The sequence below is a fragment of the Streptosporangium nondiastaticum genome (assembly GCF_003011965.1).
Taxonomy (GTDB): domain Bacteria; phylum Actinomycetota; class Actinomycetes; order Streptomycetales; family Streptomycetaceae; genus Streptomyces; species Streptomyces nondiastaticus.
The window spans coordinates 1-3,358 of record NZ_PXWG01000266.1 but is presented as its reverse complement, the minus strand read 5'-3'; the positions used below and the strand labels follow the sequence as shown (position 1 = coordinate 3,358).

The 3,358-nt window shown below is 76.3% G+C and carries 2 protein-coding genes and 1 pseudogene; all 3 read right to left on the bottom strand.

Annotation, left to right across the window (positions count from 1 at the left end; translation table 11 throughout):
- Positions 1-150 precede the first annotated feature (150 nt).
- A complete protein-coding gene (locus B7P34_RS35475) occupies positions 151-456 on the bottom strand; it encodes a hypothetical protein (protein WP_106682235.1) in 306 nt (101 codons plus the stop codon).
- Positions 456-2,231, bottom strand: a complete 1,776-nt coding sequence (locus B7P34_RS35470; protein WP_106682234.1) for a peroxidase family protein — start codon at positions 2,229-2,231, stop codon at positions 456-458. The genes B7P34_RS35475 and B7P34_RS35470 overlap by 1 nt, the downstream gene beginning before the upstream one ends.
- A gap of 67 nt (positions 2,232-2,298) precedes the next feature.
- Positions 2,299-3,358 (bottom strand): annotated as a pseudogene (locus tag B7P34_RS37910) (hypothetical protein); the annotation flags it as partial.

Here is a 3,358-nt window from a genome sequence, read left to right as displayed (position 1 = left end):
CCGCCGTGCGGCGGCGCCACCGGCCCACGGTGGCCGCCCGCGGCGACGGAAGACCCTCCGCCGCCGCGGTGCGGGGCCACGACGCCGCGGGTCCGGCGGAATCCGAGGGCGGCGGTGGGACCGCCGCTCCCCGGTCCGCCCCCGGCGGACCTACCGCCACCGCGGCCCAGGCGGCCCGCCCGGCGGGCTGAAGCCGTCGTCCTGGAGGCGGCGGTCCAGGGCCGCCAGGACCGCCTCATGCCGGGCGAGGGCCTCGGCCGCGCGTTCCAAAGAGCGCGCGGCCGTCTCGGCCCGGTCCGCGTGGGCGATCATCCGCTTGCGCAGGGCAGCGCCCTCCGCCCCCAGCGACGCCACCTCCTCCGCGCTCGACCGGAGCCGGGCCGCCTGCTCCCGCAGCGAGCAGGCCTGTGCCCGGACGGGCTGCGACCAGGGCGCGTGCTCCGCGCCGGCGCCCATCACCGGATCCCCCCGGGCCGCAGCATCCGCCAGGGCGCGAACGCGTTGCGCACCCCCTGCAACGCGGGCGCCAGCTCCGGATGGTGGCGCAGGAGCACGTCGGTCATGCCGGTGCGGTCGATCCACTCCATGCCCTCGGGCGTGTAGATCTCCGGGCGGTAGTCCCGGGTGAAGAAGCGGTCGCTCTTCAGCCGCCGGGAGGCCATCAGGACGAAGAGCCGGAACGCGGTGTCGCTGAACGCGAACCCCCGCGGCCGCCGCTCGGCGTACATGCCGACCATGGTGTCGACGCGGTCCAGCCGTCCGTCGTAGACCTCGCGCAGCTCGGCGGCGAGCCCCACGTCCCCGCCGGTCAGCTCCTCGAAGCCGGAGACGGGCGGGCGGTGCAGCGCGGCCCGGAAGGCGGTGTAGCGGGGCACGCCCCGCTCGCGGTCGCGCAGCACGTCCACCGCGCCGACGTCGACGTGCTCGCCGGAGATCCGGAGGAGGTCGCGCAGGCAGTCGGGGTGGTTGTGCAGGGTGATGTCGCCGGGGTTCATGACGCCGAAGGAGTACAGCAGGTCGGAGAGGCCGAACTTGTCGACGGCCGGCCGGGTGGCCAGGGCCTGCAGGTCGTCGAAGCCGGTCCGCTCGACGAGCGCTCCCGTGCGGTGCGAGTGGACGGCGTACTCGTCGCGGATCAGGGGGTGCAGCCGGTACGCGGCGACGAACTCCTCCGTCATCGAGTACGGCGCGGAGTGGTGGTCGGTGGGGGAGCCGGGGATGCCGAACAGCGCCTCGCCGCTGCCGAACCGGCCGACGCGGCGCCGCACCCGCGCGGGCAGGACTCCGTACCAGTTCATGTGCATGGCCGCCCGCGTGACCGGGTGGGCGACGATCCCCGGGGTCCACTCGACCGTGTGGATCTTGGCCATGACGGCGGCGTTCACGAGCCGCGCCGTCTGGAAGAGCCGTTCGTCGCCCCAGGTGGGGTGGGCGGCGGCGATCCGGTCGCAGATGGCGTTGTGCTCCTTGGCGAAGAGCGTGTGCAGCAGGGACAGCCCGACCCAGTAGTTGTCGTTGAAGCCGGTGAGGTCGATGCCGGACAGCCCCGGCGCGGTCTCGTCGGGCAGCCGCCCGTCCGTGAGGGCGAGCTTCCCGCGCTCGCCCGTGCGCAGGGCGCGGCACCGCTCCTCGCTCGATCCGTAGAGCTGGGAGCCGTCCCACCAGTGGCTGACGGTGTTCTCGTACGTGGGCGGCCGGGTGGTGTCCGTGCGCGGGACGGGGTCGGGGCGGGTGCGGCGCACGAGCATGGGGCACTGCGGCCAGTCGTCGCCCGCGGCGAGCGGCACGTCGAGCGGCCGGTCGGTCTTGTTGTCGCCGTGGCTGAACCAGCCGTGGTTCTGGAACTGGATCCAGGCCGCGGCCAGCAGGTTCAGCCCGGTCGCCGGGCGGAAGCCGGAGCGGCGGCGCAGCAGTTGCCGGCTGACCTCGCGGGGGCTGGGCGAGAGCAGCCCGTCGTCCTCGGGCTCGGGGTAGGTCTCCGGCAGGGGGCAGTTGCGGTCGAAGCGGGTGCCCGCGCGGCCCATGTCGGCGTCGCCGGGGTCGTAGCCCGAGCCGTCGTAGCTGCGGTGGGGGAGGAGGTCGGCGACGGGCGTGCGGGGGCGCTCCCCGCCGGCCCCGTAGGTGTCGTACAGATTGTGCGCCCGCAGCACTTGCCGCTGTCTTCTGAGCTCCAGCAGCGCGAGGGGGAAGGGGAGGTCGTGCCACTCGCGGCGGCGCGGTACCGGCGTCATCGACAGGTCTCCGTGAGGGTCGCAGAGGATGTGCGGAGAGGTGGTGCGGGCGCCCGGGCGCACGGGCTCAGCCGCCGAGGCGGTGGACGACGGTCTTCCCGGCCCGGCCCCGGTAGGGGGCGAGCAGCTCGTCCACCCGGTCGCGGGCCCCGGTGGCGGTTTTGTCGAGGCTCTGGGCGTACGCCTCCGCACCGAGGCACTGGGGGACGTCGTACGAGGGATCCGTCCAGGCGAGCTCCAGCCGGTCCGGGGGCAGCACCGGGACCGGGCTGCAGCCCTCCAGACGGGGCATCAGGTCGTGCTCCTCGGCGAGTCCGGCGACGCGGGCGCCGGGAGCGGGCAGCCGCCCGGAGCCGGTGGGCGAGCCCGCCGTGACGACGAGCTCGACGGCCCGGCCGGCCCGCCCCGGGCCGCCGGCCAGGTGCAGGGCCGTCACCCCGCCCAGGCCGTGCCCGACGAGCGCCACCGGCATTCCTCCGGGCACGGTCCGGCGGAGGGCGTCGCGGGCGGCCAGGGTGTACGGGGAGGTGCCGCGGGCGAGTGCGGCGACGGCCGCGACCAGCCCCTCGGGGGAGGCGGTGCGCGGCAGGACGAACTCCGGGCCGGGCAGGAGCACCAGGCACCGGGTGGTGCCGTCGGGGCCCGTGACCTGCTGGGTGAGCATCCTGCCGGGGCCCAGGGCCGCCAGATTGCGCAGGTGGGCGGAGATGCCGCCGCCGTCGTCCAGGCCCTCGGGGAACGCGCCGTCCGGCGGCTCCGCGAAGGGGCGCGCGCCGCGGGCACGGGGGACGGAGGGGAGGACGCGATCCGCCGGGGTGCGCGTGACGGTGTGCCATGCCGCCGCGTCGTTGAACGGATTGCCGTCGGCCAGGGCGTGCCACGCCGTCACCTCCTCGCACGCCGGGGCGAGCGCGGCCAGGGCGTGCCCGGCGCTGCGGACGCGGACGTCCTCGCGGAGGATGCGCAGGGCCAGGCCGGGCAGGCCCGCCTCGACGGCCACGAGCATGCGCCGGACCGGGGCCTCGGCCCCGTACTCGGCGTGCCGGGTCGCGCTCAGCCGGATCCGCAGCCGCAGCGCGGTGGCCGCGAGGTCGGCGGCGAGGCTCCCGCGGCGGGCGGCCACGCCG